This is a genomic window from Litorisediminicola beolgyonensis (assembly GCF_042679605.1).
GTDB lineage: Bacteria > Pseudomonadota > Alphaproteobacteria > Rhodobacterales > Rhodobacteraceae > Litorisediminicola > Litorisediminicola beolgyonensis.
The window spans coordinates 21,043-34,375 of record NZ_JBHTMU010000005.1 but is presented as its reverse complement, the minus strand read 5'-3'; the positions used below and the strand labels follow the sequence as shown (position 1 = coordinate 34,375).

Genomic DNA, 13,333 nt, shown 5'->3' with positions numbered 1-13,333 from the left:
CGCTCACACCAGCGCGCGGAAGAAATGCACGCGCGCGGGCAGCCGCAGCCCACGTGGTCCGAGATGCGGGGCGAAGGCCTGGATGGTCTCCTCGATCAGCGCATCGAGATCCTCGGGCGTGCCGCCCTGCTCGCGGACCACCGACTTGATCGGCCCGATGACCGGCAACAGCCGCCTGAGCCCCGGCGCGCCCTCGGAGAGTACGAGCTCGAGATCGACGGTCTCGCAGGCAGCCTCTCTGAACCCCGCCGCCTCCAGCAGACCCACGACACGCCCCGGATCGCGGAAGGCCATCGGCCCGGGCCCGTCGGGATCGCCCGGGGCGGGCTCGCCCAGACGCGCAACCGCCACCTGGCGCGGCGTCGCGAACCACGGGTTGTGGCGCGCCTCGTCCCAGGCCGCGAACACCAGACGCCCGTCCGCTGCCAGCGCGCGGCGCAGATTGGCAAAGGCCGCGACCGGATCGGCGAAGAACATGACACCGAAGCGTGAGGCGACGAGATCGGCAGCGCCGGGCTCGAAATCGGCATCCTGAGCGTCGGCGTGACGGAAGCTCAGGTGATCGTGGCCGCTTTGCCGCGCCAGTTTCTCGGCCCTCTCCAGAAGCGGGCCGGAAATGTCGATCCCCTCGACCCGCCCGTGCGGGCCGACGCGACCCGCAAACGCGAGGCTCGAGGTGCCCGCGCCGCAACCCACGTCGATGACCCTCTCTCCGCGCCGCGCGTCCGCGCGGGCGAGGAGTTCCGCGAGGACCGGCGCGTGGATCTCGTCGAGCTCGGGCTGGAGCCGCACCCAGGCCTGGCCCGGATCGCCTTCCCAGAAGGCGGCCTGCGCGGCATTCTCCTCGGTCATGTCATCTCCTTGACGCAGCGTTGACGCCCGCTCCGTGATCTTCCCGCCGCAGGCCCTTTCGCGCTTACGGTCCTCTCCGCAGCGCGCTATGGTCAAGCCGTTATTAGGCACCTTATTGATATTGACGATCGCATAGACCGCCGCGGCTGACAGGATGGGACCGGCCGCCGCACCGCCCCCGGGGAAGACCAATGGCAAACGACAGAGCACTCGAAGCGGGATACGCAGAACTTCGAAAGGCGCGCAGAGAAAGCCGCCCCTATTTCTGGTTCGTGGGAATCTTCAGCTTCTTCGTGAACATGCTGATGCTGACCGGCCCGCTCTACATGCTGCAGGTCTACGACCGCGTGCTCGGCTCGCGTTCCATCGCGACGCTGATCGCGCTGTCGGTGCTGGTGGTGTTCCTCTACGGGATGATGGGCATTCTCGATTACGTCCGGGGCCGGGTGATGAACCGGGTCGCGGCGCGGTTTCAGGCCCGGCTGGACCTGAGGGTCTTCGACGCCGTCGTGCGCCGCTCCGCGATCCAGCCCGACGAGATCGCGGCGACCGGGCTGCGGGATCTCGAATCGGTCCAGCGGCTGATGGCCTCTCCGGTCTTGATGGCGTTTTTCGACATGCCGTGGACGCCTGTGTTTCTCTTCGGGATCTTCCTCTTCCACCCGTGGCTCGGCATTCTCGCGATCTCGGGCGGCGTGGTCCTGATCGCGATCACGATCATCAACCAGGCCGTGACCCGCAATCCCTCGCTCGCCTCGAACCGCGCGACCTTCGAGGCCGAGAAGGTCTCCGATCAGATCCGCTCGGAGAGCGAGATGGTCCAGGCGATGGGCATGCGCGGCGACGCGTTCCGCCGCTGGCAGGTCTCGCGGGCGAAATCGCTCAAGGGCCAGATCGGGTCCTCGGACCTTGTCGGCAGCTTCTCGACGCTGACGAAGACGCTGCGCCTGATCCTCCAATCGGCGATGCTGGGCCTCGGCGCATATCTCGTGCTCCAGAACGAGCTGACCGCGGGCGCGATGATCGCGGGCTCCATCCTGATGGGCCGCGCGCTTGCGCCGATCGAGCTGGCCATCGGCCAGTGGCCGCTGGTCGAGCGCGCCCGCAAGGGCTGGCACAACCTTGCGCAGCTCCTGGGAGAGATGCCGCCCGAGCAGCCGCGCACCGACCTGCCGCGCCCCGAGGCCCGTCTCGACATCCAGCAGCTGACCGTGGTCCCGCCCGGCGAACAGCAGGCCGCGCTGCGCCTTGTCACATTCCAGGTGCGTCCCGGCCAGGCGATCGGCGTGATCGGTCCCTCAGGCGCGGGCAAGTCGACGCTCGCGCGCGCCCTGACCGGCGTCTGGCGGCCCGCGGGCGGCAAGGTCCGGCTCGACGGCGCCTCGCTCGAGCAATACGGCACCGACGTGCTCGGCAAGCATATCGGCTACCTGCCGCAGCGGGTGACGCTCTTCGACGGCACCATCGCCGAGAACATCGCACGCCTCTCCGCCGCACCCGACGACGCCAAGGTGGTCGAGGCCGCCAAGAAGGCCGCCGCGCACGAGATGATCCTGAAACTGCCCGAAGGCTACGACACCCGGGTCTCCTCGACCGGGGGGCGTCTCTCGGGCGGCCAGATGCAGCGGATCGGCCTTGCCCGCGCGATGTATGGCGACCCTGTGATCCTGGTGCTCGACGAGCCGAACTCGAACCTCGACAACGAGGGTTCCGAGGCGGTGAACGCCGCGATCCGGCAGATGAAGGACCAGGGCAAGGCGGTCCTCGTCATGGCCCACCGACCGGCCGCGATCAAGGAATGCGACATGCTCTTGATGCTCGAGAACGGATCGCGCTCCGCCTTCGGCACCAAGCAGGAAGTCCTGGAGTCGATGGTGCAGAACCATCGTGAAATCACGTCAGCCGTTACCCCGGGAGGTGTGCGATGAGCGATCCGATCACCAAGAACTTTCCGATCCGCACGCCGATGATCGTCGGCATCCTCGCGGTCGGGCTGCTGGTCGGCGGCTTCGGCACCTGGGCTTGGCGGACCAATATCGCGGGCGCCATCGTCGCGCAGGGCAATATCGAGGTCGACCAGAACCGCCAGATCGTCCAGCACCCCGATGGCGGCGTCGTGAACGAGATCCTCGTCGATGAGGGGGACGTGGTCGAGGCAGGGCAGGTGCTGATCCGGCTCGACCCGACGCTTCTGCGCTCGGAACTCGCGATCACAGAAGGCCAGTATTTCGAGCTCATGGCCCGTCGCGCCCGCCTTCAGGCCGAGCGCGACGATCAGGACAAGATCGTATTTCCCGAAGAGCTTCTCGCGCGGGCCGAGACCGATGAGGAGGTCGGCGAACTGGTCGAAGGCCAGCGCAACCTCTTCCAGGCGCGGCGGGATTCCGTCGATCGCGAAATCGAACAGCTCGCCAAGCGTGCCGAGCAGATCACCGATCAGATCTCGGGGATCGAGTCGCAGCAGACTGCGCTGTCCGAGCAGTTGGAGCTCATCGAAAGCGAGCTGGCCGACCAGCAATCGCTGCTGGATCGGGGGCTTGCGCAGGCCAGCCGCGTGACCGCGCTGAAGCGCGAACGCGCCAATCTCTCGGGCGACAGCGGCGAGCTTGTCGCGCAAAAGGCGCAGGCCGAAGGACGGGTGACCGAGATCGATATCGAGATCCTGAAGCTCGAGACCCGCCGCCGCGAAGAAGCGATCACCACGCTGCGCGATCTCCAGTATCGGGAACGCGAACTGGGCGAGCAGCGCCGGGCGCTCAAGGAGCAGCTCTCGCGGCTCGACATCACCGCTCCGGTTTCGGGCGTGGTCTACGGGCTCGCCGTCTTTACGCCGCGCTCGGTGATCCGGGCCGCCGATCCGGTCATGTATATCGTGCCGCAGGATCGCCCACTGATCATCGCCGCACAGGTGCTGCCGATCCATATCGACCAGCTCTTCGTCGGGCAGGAAGTCACCCTGCGCTTCTCGGCCTTCAACCAGCGCGAAACGCCGGAATTGTTCGGAACCGTCACGCAGATCTCGGCGGACGCGTTCGAGGATGAAGGCACGCAGGTGCGCTATTACCGCGCCGAGATCGTGCTGACCGAAGGCGAGATCGACCGTTTGCCGGAACGGCTGACGCTGATCCCCGGCATGCCGGTCGAGGCGTTCCTCCGGACCGAGGACCGCACGCCGCTCGCCTATCTGACGAAGCCTCTGACAGACTATTTCGCCAAGGCCTTCCGCGAAAGCTGACCTCGGGCACCGTGCATCCGAAATCCGAACCGGATTTCGCGCGCATTCCGGTTCGGAATGCGTCTCCCGGCCCTTCCCTGTCTGCCCGAGACCGCCTAGCCTGCGCCAAGCTGCACCCCACTCAAGGTCCCTGCCCCATGTCCATCGAAGATCGCCTCTCCGCCCTCGGCCTGAGCCTGCCCGACGCCCCCGCCCCGGCCGCGAATTACGTGCCCTTCGTCCGCTCAGGCGATCTGCTGCATGTCTCCGGCCAGATCAGCCAGGACGAGAACGGGCTGATCAAAGGCAAGCTCGGCGACACCGTCTCCGTCGAAGACGGCGCCGCCGCCGCGCGCCGCTGCGCGCTGTCGCTCCTCGCCCAGGTGCGCGCCGCCTGCGAAGGCGACCTGTCCCGGCTCATCCGCGTGGTGAAGCTCACCGGTTTCGTCAACTCGACCCCGGACTTCACCGATCAGCCCAAGGTCATCAACGGCGCCTCCGATCTGCTCGTCGAGGTTCTGGGCGATGCCGGCCGCCATGCCCGCTCGGCGGTCTCCGCCGGATCGCTGCCCTTGGGCGTCGCGGTCGAGATCGACGGGGTCTTCGAGATCCGCTGATGATCCCCCTGCCTTCGGTCTTTCTCGACCGCCCGATTGCGCACCGCGCCTATCACGACCTCTCCGACAGCCGCCCCGAGAACTCGCGTGCGGCCATCGCCGCGGCCATCGCTGCAGGCTACGGGATCGAGATCGACCTGCAGATGTCCTCGGATGGCGAGGCGATGGTCTTTCACGACTACGACCTGCGGCGCCTGTCGCTGGAGAGCGGCCCGATCCGCCAGCGCAGCGCGCGGGAACTGGCGGCGATCCCGCTCATGGGCAGCACCGAGACCATCCCGACGCTGTCGGAAATCCTCGACCTCGTCGCCGGGCGCGCGCCGCTTCTGATCGAGGTCAAGGACCAGGACGGCGCGATGGGGCCCGAGACCGGCGCACTCGAAGAGGCCACGGGCCGCGCGCTTGCAGGCTACGAGGGCCCGGTCGCGCTCATGTCCTTCAATCCCAACAGCATCCTGCACCTCTCGCGGCGCGCACCGGACGTGCCGCGGGGCCTCACCACCTCGGCCTACCGGCCCGAGGACTGGCCGACCCTTCCCGCCGCGACCCGCGACCGCCTGCGCGAGATCCACGATGCCGATCACGTCGGCGCCTCTTTCATCAGCCACGAGGCCACCGATCTCGACCGCCCGCGTGTCGCCGCGCTCAAGACGGACGGTCTGGCTGTGCTGTGCTGGACGATCACCTCGCCCGAAGCCGAGGCCGAGGCCCGAAAGATCGCCCAGAACGTCACCTTCGAGGGCTACGCCGCTTGAACCGCCCCTCCTCCGCCCCAAGATCCGGAGGACTAGAGGGCAGAGATGACAGGCGCCACCCAAGACGCGACCATTGCAGTATCGGTGCTGAGCGGGCTCGACCAGATCGAGGCCTCCGCCTGGGATGCCTGTGCCTGCCCCGAGGCGAAAGACGGCGGGCGCGCGATCGATCCCTTCACCACCTACCGCTTCCTGTCGGCGCTTGAACGCTCGGGCTCCGTGGGGCCGGGCACCGGCTGGGAACCGCGCCACCTCGTGGCCGAGAAGGACGGCGAGACCATCGCCGTCGCGCCGCTCTACGCCAAGGGCCACAGCCAGGGCGAATACATCTTCGATCACAACTGGGCGCATGCCTACGAGCGCGCGGGCGGGCGCTATTACCCCAAGCTGCAGGTCGCGGTTCCCTTCACCCCGGCCACCGGGCGGCGCTTCCTGACCAAGCCCGGGCATGAGGTCGAAGGTCTCTCCGCGCTGATCCAGGGCGCGGTGCAGTTTGCCAGCCAGACCGGCTGCTCCTCGCTCCATGCCACCTTCTGCACCGAGGCCGAGGCGATCGCCGGAGCCGAGATCGGCCTCCTGCGCCGCACCACGCAGCAGTTCCACTGGCTGAACGACGGCTACGCCGATTTCGACGCCTTCCTAGCCTCGCTCTCCTCGCGCAAGCGCAAGACCATCCGCAAGGAACGCCGCACGGCACAGGATTTCGGCGGAGAGATCCGCATCCTGACCGGCGACGAGATCGCGCCGCATCACTGGGACGCGTTCTGGGAGTTCTACCAGGATACCGGTGCGCGGAAATGGGGCTCGCCCTACCTGACGCGCGCCTTCTTCGAGATCGCGCACGAGACCCTGCGCGACGACATCGCGCTGGTGATGTGTGCCCGCGACGGCGAAGAGGTCGCCGGGGCGCTCAACTTCATCGGGCGCGACACGCTCTTCGGGCGCTACTGGGGCGCGACCGAACATCATCCCTGCCTGCATTTCGAAGCGTGCTATTATCAGGCCATCGACTTCGCCATCGCGCACGGTCTGGAACGGGTCGAGGCCGGGGCGCAGGGCGAGCACAAGCTGGCACGCGGATACCTGCCGACCGAGACGCATTCGCTGCACTGGATCGCGGACAAAGGGTTTTCCGAAGCGATTGCGCACTACCTCGAGGCCGAGCGGCGGGCCGTCGAAGAAGAGATCGAGATCCTCACCGAATTCGGCCCGTTCCGAAAAACCGACATTCAGGAGCAGCAATGACCGAGAAACTCAGCGACACCGCCCGAAAAACCATCCTGGAGCCGCTGCTGACCAATGGTTGGAGCCTCGCGCCGGATCGCGACGCGATCACCAAGACCTTCGAGTTCGACAGTTTCGTCGACGCATTCGGCTGGATGACACGCGCGGCCTTCTGGGCCGAGAAGTGGAACCACCATCCCGAATGGTCGAACGTCTACAACAGCGTGACCGTCACCCTGACCACCCATGACGTGGACGGCCTGTCCTCGCTCGACGTCAAGCTGGCGCGAAAGATGGACTCGCTCTGAGCCACCCATATCCTAACGGAAAGCACCGGACCGGAGCGCAGTCGGCTCCGGTCCGGCCGAAAGATCAGATCGCCTCGAGCAGGGCCTCGCCGCCCGAGACGTCGCAGACGCCGGGGTTGGTCTCGGTCATCAGCACCTTCACGACACCGTCCTCGACCAGCATCGCGTAACGCTTCGAGCGATCCACCATGCCCACCTGCGGCGCGGTGAAATCCATACCGATCGCCTTGGTAAAGCTCGCCTCGGCGTCCGAGAGCATGGTGATATCCGCCTTGTCCGCGCCGGTGATCTCGGCCCAGGCCCGCATCACGAACGGGTCGTTCACCGCGAGGCAGATCACCTCGTCCACGCCCTTGTCCGAGAATTTGTCGCGCGTGCGGATGAAGCTCGGCAGATGTGCGGTGCTGCAGGTGCCGGTAAACGCGCCCGGCAGGCCAAAGATGACGACCTTGCGGCCCTGCAGATGCCCGGCGAGCTCGACCTGAACCGGACCGTCCTCGCCCATTGTGACCAGATGTGCTCCGGGCAGCCGATCGCCTTCACTGATAGCCATGAAACGGCTCCTCGATTTGTCATTCCGTTCAGCCGGATATACGTCTGCAACGCGTCAAGCCAAGCGGAGGGGAGCAGAAATGACCCACGTCATCGTCATCGGAGCAGGCCAGGCCGGGGCCGCCTGCGTTGCGCGCCTCCGCTCCAAGGGGTTTGACGGCCAGATCACCCTGATCGGCGCCGAGCCGCACCTGCCCTACCAGCGACCGCCTCTGTCGAAGGCCTATCTCCTGGGCGACATGCCGCTCGAACGGCTCTACCTGCGCCCCGAGAAGTTCTATTCAGACAACGACATCACCCTGCGGCTGGGCGCGCGCGTCTCCGAAATCGACCGCGAGGCGCAGACCGTGACCGTCGATGGCGAGACGCTGAGCTACGATCACCTCGTCTTCACCACCGGCTCGAAACCGCGCCGCCTGCCCGCCTCCATCGGCGGCGATCTCGACGGTGTCTTCGTCGTGCGCGGATTGTCGGACGTGGACGCGATGGCGCCCCGCTTCGAGGAAGGCCGCAAGGTCCTGATCGTCGGAGGCGGCTATATCGGTCTCGAGGCCGCCGCCGTCGCCGCGAAGCGCAAGCTCGAGGTGACGCTTGTCGAAACCGCCGAGCGTATCCTGGGCCGTGTCGCCGCCCGCGAGACGGCAGACCATTTCCGCCAGCTCCATAGCGAAAACGGCGTGACGCTCATGGAAGGGACGGCCCTGTCGCGACTGATCGGCGAGGACGGACGTGTCACCCAGGCCGAGCTTTCCGACGGCACGCGGATCGACGTGGATTTCGTCATCGTGGGCGTGGGCATCACCCCCGAGACCGACCTGGCCGAGGCCGCCGGGCTCGGGATCGACAACGGCATCGCCACCGACAGCTTCGGGCGCAGCTCCGATCCGCATATCTGGGCCGCGGGCGATTGCGCCTCGTTCCCGCACAAGGGCGGTCGGCTTCGCCTTGAAAGCGTCGGCAATGCCATCGACCAGGCCGAAGCGGTCGCCGACAATATCCTCGGCGCGGAAACCCCCTACGAGGCCAAGCCCTGGTTCTGGTCCGACCAATACGACGCCAAGCTCCAGATCGCGGGCCTGGGCTCCGGCCATGACCGCGTGGTGACGCGCTCCGGCCCCGGCACCGGGCGCTCCTTCTGGTATTACCGGGGCGAGCGGCTGATCGCCGTCGACGCGATCGACGATCCCCGCGCCTACATGGTCGGCAAGCGCCTGATCGAGGCCGGGAAATCGCCCGAGCCGTCGCTGATCTCCGATCCGGCGCAGGACCTCAAGCTTCTCCTCAAGGCCTGAGATGCGGATCGTCGCGGGACGGTATCGGGGCCGCCCCCTGACCGCGGTCGGCAAGGGCGACCCGAAGAACCACCTTCGCCCCACGACCGACCGGGTGCGCGAGGCGCTCTTCAACGCTCTCGCAGGCGGCCGCTACGGCGACCCGCTCGAGGCCGCGCATGTCCTCGATCTCTTCGCAGGCACGGGCGCTCTGGGATTCGAGGCGCTCTCGCGCGGCGCTGGCGCGGTGACCTTCGTCGAGCAGGGCCGGACGGGCCGCCGCCTGATCGCCGAGAACATCCGCCTTCTGGACTGCGCGGACGAAGCGCGCCTTCTGCCGGTCGATGCGACACGCCTCCCCGCAGCGACCGATCCCGCGCAGCTGGTCTTTCTCGACCCGCCCTACGGACAGGCGCTTGGCGCGGCCGCGCTGGCCTCGGCCAGACGCGGCGGCTGGATCGCAAAGGACGCCCTGATCGTCTGGGAGGAAAACGCGCCGCAGGACGCGCCCGCGGGCTTCGCCGCACTCGATCACCGCCGCTACGGCGACACCCATGTGACGGTCCTGCGCGCCGAGTGAGCCTCAACCAAATCGCTGGCATCCCACATCGGCCCGTGCCAGAGTTACATTCAACGAAAAGAATGTATCTGGGAGGACCCTCGATGACCCCGACCCGCCGCCAGCTTCTGACGATCGCCGCCGCGATGCCCGCCCTGAGCCTGCCCGCGACCCGCGTCAGCGCCGATCTGGCCGCGCCCGAGGCGGCCAATCCCGGCCATGTCCGCTTCACGCTCGGCGAGGCCCGGATCACCATTCTGACCGACGGTCACCTCGAACTGCCCGCGGACGGGCTCGGCATCAACGCCGACCCCGAGGAGGTCCGCGCTTTCCTGACCAGCTATTTCCTGTCGCCCGAAACCAATTACGCGCACACGAACCACGTCGTGATCGAACTGGGCGAGACCCGGCTCCTGGTCGATGCGGGCTCCGGCAGCCGCTTCCTGCCGACCGCCGGTCGCCTGATGCGCAGCCTCGACGAGGCGGGGATCGACCCGAACAGCCTCACGCATCTCTTCATCACCCACGCGCATCCCGATCATATCTGGGGCATTCGCGACGATTTCGACGAGGCCATCTTGCCCGGTGCCGCCAAGATCGTCGGCGCGGCGGAGCACGCCTTCTGGACCGAGGACGGGCTTGCGGCCTCCATGCCGACCGAGATGCAGCAGATGGTCGTCGGCGCGCAGAACTCGCTCACCGTCGAAGGTGCCGACTGGCAGCTGGTCTCCGACGGGGCGGAGCTCGCTCCGGGGATCCGCGCCATCGACACGCCCGGTCACACGCCCGGCCACATGAGCCTCGTCGTCGAGAGCGGCGACCAGCAGCTTCTGGTGACCGGAGACGCGCTGAACCATGCCTACATGAATTTCGCCCATCCCGGCTGGGTCAATGGCTTCGACATGGATGCCGACCAGACCGTCGCGACGCGGCAATCGCTGCTCGACATGGCGGCGAGCGACCGGATGGCGGTTCTGGGCTACCACTTCCCCTTCCCCGGGATCGGCCATGTCATGCGCATGGGCGAGGCCTACGCGTTCGTCCCGGCGACCTGGCGCTGGCAGTGATCCAAACAGTTTAGAACCGTTCCAATCCTTGACCCTCTTCGGTGGCATGGGCATATAGAGGGCTCATCCGCCAAGGGGGACTGTCCCATGTTCATCCAGACCGAATCGACGCCGAACCCGGCCACGCTCAAGTTCCTGCCCGGCCAGACCGTGCTGGAGATGGGCACCGCCGACTTCCCCTCGCCCGAGGGCGCGTCCGCGTCGCCGCTTGCCACCCGGCTCTTCGCCGTCGACGGCGTGACCGGCGTGTTCTTCGGCAACGACTTCGTCACAGTGACCAAGTCCGAGGCGACCGAGTGGGATCACGTCAAACCGGCGATCCTCGGCGCGATCATGGAGCATTTCCAGTCGGGCCAGCCGATCATGGCCGACGGCGCTGAACAGGCGGGTTCGGGCCATGCCGACCATAGCGGCGAGGATGCCGAGGTCGTGGGCCAGATCAAGGAGCTTCTCGACACCCGCGTGCGTCCGGCCGTGGCGCAGGACGGGGGCGACATCACCTTCCACGGTTTCGAGCGCGGCGTCGTCTACCTGCACATGCAGGGCGCCTGCGCGGGCTGCCCGTCCTCGACCCTGACGCTCAAGATGGGCATCGAGAACCTGCTTCGCCACTACATCCCCGAAGTGACCGAGGTGCGTCCGGTTGGCGTCCTCTGACCCCATCCTTCTGAGCTTCGACACATCGGCCGCGCATTGCGCGGCCGCTTTGCTGTGCGGAGGCCGCCTTCTGGCGTCGCGCTTCGAAGAGATGGGGCGCGGTCAGGCCGAACGCCTGATGCCGATGATCGAAGAGATGATGACCGGGGAGGGTCTGGGCTTCGGCGAGCTCGCCGCGATCGCGGTCGGGATCGGCCCGGGCAACTTCACCGGCATCCGCATCTCGGTCTCGGCGGCACGCGGGCTTGGCCTGGCGCTCGGCTGCCCGGTCTTCGGGATCAGCGGGTTCGAGGCGCTGCGCGGGATGGAATTGCGGACCGACCCGGCGCCGCAACTGGTCAGCCTTCCCGGCCCGCGGGCGCGCGCCTACGTTCAGCTTTTCGAAAACGCAGTGCCCTCCGGCGCGCCCCTGCTGATCGACCCGTCCGATCCGCCGCGCGATCTGTCCCTGCCCGAGGGCAGCGCGGTCCTCGGCTACGAGGCGCAGCAGATCGCGCGCGCGCTCGACACCGCTGCACGGGACGCCGTCCTCACCGACCCGAGCGAGACTCTCGCGCGCTTGGCCGAGGTCCGGCTTCTGGCAGGCGAGCGCCCCGAGCGGCCTGCCCCGCTCTATATCCGCCCCGCCGACGCGGCCCCCGCTTCCGACCCGCCGCCGGTCATCCTCGATGACGCCTGACGCGCTTGCGGCGCTCTTGGCGCGGGCCTACCGCCACCAGACCCCGTGGACGGCCAGCCAGTTGGCCGAGACGCTGTCGCTCCCGACCTCGCGCCTTTACGCCAGCGACTGCGCCGCGCTCCTCGTTCAGATCGTCGCGGACGAGGCCGAGATCCTGGCGCTCGCCACCGACCCGGCCTCTGCGCGCCGCGGCGAGGCCTCGGCGCTGCTGACCGCCTTCCACGAAGAGGCGACCTCAGACGGGGTCGCGCGCGTGTTTCTCGACGTGGCCCACGACAACGCGCCGGCGCGCGGGCTCTACGTCGCGCATGGCTACGCGCCCATCGCCACGCGCAAGGGCTATTACCGCCGCGCGGATGGCAGCCATGTCGACGCGGTCGTGCTGCAGCGACGGTTGGACGGGCAGTCGGCCTGACGTTGCGCCAAAGCGCGCCCGCGAGCGGGAAAAACCGGTTGACCCTGTCGCCGGGCTCGGTCCTAAATTCACGCGATCCTCTGCGATCCAATCCGCGCGGGCCTGTCCTTGAACCGCCCGCGCCTGCCAACACCTGGGAGCCTATTTATGACCCTGACCAAAGCATTCTGCGGCACCGTCGCCGCGCTGGCCCTGTCTGCGGGCGCCGCGCTGGCCGATCCGGCGCTGATCTACGATCTTGGCGGCAAGTTCGACAAATCCTTCAACGAAGCCGCGTATAACGGCGCCCAGCGCTGGGCCGACGAGACCGGCGGCAGCTTCAAGGACATCGAGCTTCAGTCCGAAGCCCAGCGCGAGCAGGCGCTGCGCCGCTTTGCCGAGGCGGGCTTCAACCCCGTGATCACCACCGGCTTCTCGATGTCGACGCCGATCGCAAACGTCGCCGCCGACTACCCCGACACCAAGTTCGTGACCATCGACGGCTATGTCGATCCGGCCGAGCATCCGAACGTGAAGTCGATCCTCTTCGCCGAGCACCAGGGCTCCTACCTCGTGGGCATGCTGGCGGCGATGGCCTCTGAATCCGGCACGATCTCCTTCGTCGGCGGCATGGACATCCCGCTCATCCGCAAGTTCGCCTGCGGCTATGCGCAGGGCGCCAAGGCGGTGAACCCTGACATCACCATCATCGCCAACATGACCGGCACCACCCCGGCCGCGTGGAACGACCCGGTGAAGGGCTCGGAGCTGACCAAGGCGCAGATCAGCCAGGGCTCGGACGTCGTCTTCGCCGCGGCGGGCGGCACCGGTCTCGGCGTGCTGCAGACCGCGGCGGACGAGGACATCCTCTCCATCGGCGTCGACAGCAACCAGAACTACCTGCACCCCGGCAAGGTCCTGACCTCGATGCTCAAGCGCGTCGATGTCGCGGTCGAGGAGTCGATGGCGGCAGGTGCCGACCTCGAGACCGGCGTCTTCGCGCTCGACCTCTCGGGCAACGGCGTGGGCTATGCGCTCGACGACAACAATGCCGACCTCGTCTCGGACGAGATGGAGACCGCGGTCGAAGAGGCCAAAGCCTCGATCATCGCGGGCGATATCGACGTGCATGACTACACCTCCGACGACAGCTGCCCGGCGCTGACGTTCTGATCCGATCCCGG

The 13,333-nt window shown here is 67.5% G+C and carries 15 protein-coding genes; 13 read left to right on the top strand and 2 right to left on the bottom strand.

Going from position 1 to position 13,333, the window contains the following annotated elements:
* Positions 1-3 precede the first annotated feature (3 nt).
* A complete protein-coding gene (locus ACFQ4E_RS04170) occupies positions 4-852 on the bottom strand; it encodes a class I SAM-dependent methyltransferase (protein WP_386801678.1) in 849 nt (282 codons plus the stop codon).
* 191 nt (positions 853-1,043) lie between these two features.
* Here ACFQ4E_RS04170 and ACFQ4E_RS04165 point away from each other — a divergent pair, with 191 nt between their 5' ends.
* The 6 genes from ACFQ4E_RS04165 to ACFQ4E_RS04140 all read left to right on the top strand — a co-directional run bounded on the left by ACFQ4E_RS04165 (position 1,044) and on the right by ACFQ4E_RS04140 (position 6,970).
* The gene (locus tag ACFQ4E_RS04165) at positions 1,044-2,780 is read left to right on the top strand and encodes a type I secretion system permease/ATPase (protein ID WP_386801677.1); all 1,737 of its coding nucleotides are present in this window, start codon (positions 1,044-1,046) and stop codon (positions 2,778-2,780) included.
* Positions 2,777-4,087, top strand: a complete 1,311-nt coding sequence (locus tag ACFQ4E_RS04160) for an HlyD family type I secretion periplasmic adaptor subunit (RefSeq protein ID WP_386801676.1) — start codon at positions 2,777-2,779, stop codon at positions 4,085-4,087. The genes ACFQ4E_RS04165 and ACFQ4E_RS04160 overlap by 4 nt, the downstream gene beginning before the upstream one ends.
* Positions 4,088-4,224: 137 nt before the next feature.
* Positions 4,225-4,683 carry a RidA family protein gene (locus ACFQ4E_RS04155; protein WP_386801675.1) on the top strand — a complete coding sequence of 153 codons (459 nt, stop codon included), beginning with the start codon at positions 4,225-4,227 and terminating at the stop codon, positions 4,681-4,683.
* Positions 4,680-5,438 carry a glycerophosphodiester phosphodiesterase family protein gene (locus ACFQ4E_RS04150; RefSeq protein ID WP_386801788.1) on the top strand — a complete coding sequence of 253 codons (759 nt, stop codon included), beginning with the start codon at positions 4,680-4,682 and terminating at the stop codon, positions 5,436-5,438. The genes ACFQ4E_RS04155 and ACFQ4E_RS04150 overlap by 4 nt, the downstream gene beginning before the upstream one ends.
* Positions 5,439-5,483: 45 nt before the next feature.
* Positions 5,484-6,683: a GNAT family N-acetyltransferase gene (locus ACFQ4E_RS04145; RefSeq protein ID WP_386801674.1), complete on the top strand. Its 1,200-nt coding sequence runs from the start codon at positions 5,484-5,486 to the stop codon at positions 6,681-6,683.
* Positions 6,680-6,970 carry a 4a-hydroxytetrahydrobiopterin dehydratase gene (locus ACFQ4E_RS04140; RefSeq protein ID WP_386801673.1) on the top strand — a complete coding sequence of 97 codons (291 nt, stop codon included), beginning with the start codon at positions 6,680-6,682 and terminating at the stop codon, positions 6,968-6,970. The genes ACFQ4E_RS04145 and ACFQ4E_RS04140 overlap by 4 nt, the downstream gene beginning before the upstream one ends.
* 64 nt (positions 6,971-7,034) lie before the next feature.
* Here the strand turns inward: ACFQ4E_RS04140 and ACFQ4E_RS04135 are convergent, their stop codons facing one another.
* Positions 7,035-7,523 carry a peroxiredoxin gene (locus tag ACFQ4E_RS04135; RefSeq protein ID WP_386801672.1) on the bottom strand — a complete coding sequence of 163 codons (489 nt, stop codon included), beginning with the start codon at positions 7,521-7,523 and terminating at the stop codon, positions 7,035-7,037.
* 79 nt (positions 7,524-7,602) lie between these two features.
* Here ACFQ4E_RS04135 and ACFQ4E_RS04130 point away from each other — a divergent pair, with 79 nt between their 5' ends.
* The 7 genes from ACFQ4E_RS04130 (at position 7,603) to ACFQ4E_RS04100 (ending at position 13,322) form a co-directional block, all read left to right on the top strand.
* On the top strand, positions 7,603-8,814 hold the full coding sequence (locus ACFQ4E_RS04130; protein WP_386801671.1) for an NAD(P)/FAD-dependent oxidoreductase: 1,212 nt from the start codon (positions 7,603-7,605) through the stop codon (positions 8,812-8,814).
* Between the two features lies 1 nt (position 8,815).
* On the top strand, positions 8,816-9,373 hold the full coding sequence (rsmD, locus tag ACFQ4E_RS04125; RefSeq protein ID WP_386801670.1) for a 16S rRNA (guanine(966)-N(2))-methyltransferase RsmD: 558 nt from the start codon (positions 8,816-8,818) through the stop codon (positions 9,371-9,373).
* 83 nt (positions 9,374-9,456) lie between these two features.
* Positions 9,457-10,419, top strand: coding sequence for an MBL fold metallo-hydrolase (locus ACFQ4E_RS04120; RefSeq protein WP_386801669.1), 963 nt, complete (start codon positions 9,457-9,459; stop codon positions 10,417-10,419).
* Between the two features lie 87 nt (positions 10,420-10,506).
* Entirely contained in the window at positions 10,507-11,076 is a 570-nt protein-coding gene (locus ACFQ4E_RS04115; protein ID WP_386801668.1) for a NifU family protein, read from the top strand.
* Positions 11,063-11,755 (top strand): tRNA (adenosine(37)-N6)-threonylcarbamoyltransferase complex dimerization subunit type 1 TsaB, encoded by a 693-nt coding sequence (tsaB, locus tag ACFQ4E_RS04110; protein WP_386801667.1) that lies wholly within the window; start codon positions 11,063-11,065, stop codon positions 11,753-11,755. Before ACFQ4E_RS04115 ends, tsaB begins: the two co-directional genes overlap by 14 nt.
* A complete protein-coding gene (locus ACFQ4E_RS04105) occupies positions 11,745-12,170 on the top strand; it encodes a GNAT family N-acetyltransferase (protein ID WP_386801666.1) in 426 nt (141 codons plus the stop codon). Before tsaB ends, ACFQ4E_RS04105 begins: the two co-directional genes overlap by 11 nt.
* Before the next feature lie 147 nt (positions 12,171-12,317).
* Entirely contained in the window at positions 12,318-13,322 is a 1,005-nt protein-coding gene (locus tag ACFQ4E_RS04100; RefSeq protein ID WP_386801665.1) for a BMP family lipoprotein, read from the top strand.
* Positions 13,323-13,333 lie beyond the last annotated feature (11 nt).